A 316-nucleotide genomic window follows, 5' to 3' on the forward strand; every position below is an offset into this window, starting at 1 on the left:
ACTGCGGTATGGATGTGATTGCTATCAGTGCAGGCGGTCCTGCTGCGGGCAACTTTGCCGCGGATGAGGACTTCACCGGCGGCAACACGTCGGGTAACAATGCGACTATCAATATCTCTGGGGTGACGAATCCTGCTCCCCAGTCGGTCTACCAGCATCAACGCTACGGCAACTTCACTTATACGCTTCCCGGTCTGAACCCCGGGGCCAGCTACACGGTGCGGTTGCACTTCGCTGAAAACTACTGGACTCAGCCGGGACAGCGCGTGTTCAACGTCAGCATCAACGGCACGCAGGTGCTCAGCAACTTCGATAT

Annotated in this window: 1 protein-coding gene; it reads left to right on the top strand. The window is 57.3% G+C overall.

Annotation, left to right across the window (positions count from 1 at the left end):
* Positions 1-316, top strand: a 316-nt coding sequence (locus Q363_RS34680) for a malectin domain-containing carbohydrate-binding protein (RefSeq protein ID WP_245632676.1), incomplete at both ends; no start/stop codon positions are given.

Source organism: Edaphobacter aggregans DSM 19364, from assembly GCF_000745965.1.
Classification (GTDB): Bacteria; Acidobacteriota; Terriglobia; order Terriglobales; family Acidobacteriaceae; genus Edaphobacter; species Edaphobacter aggregans.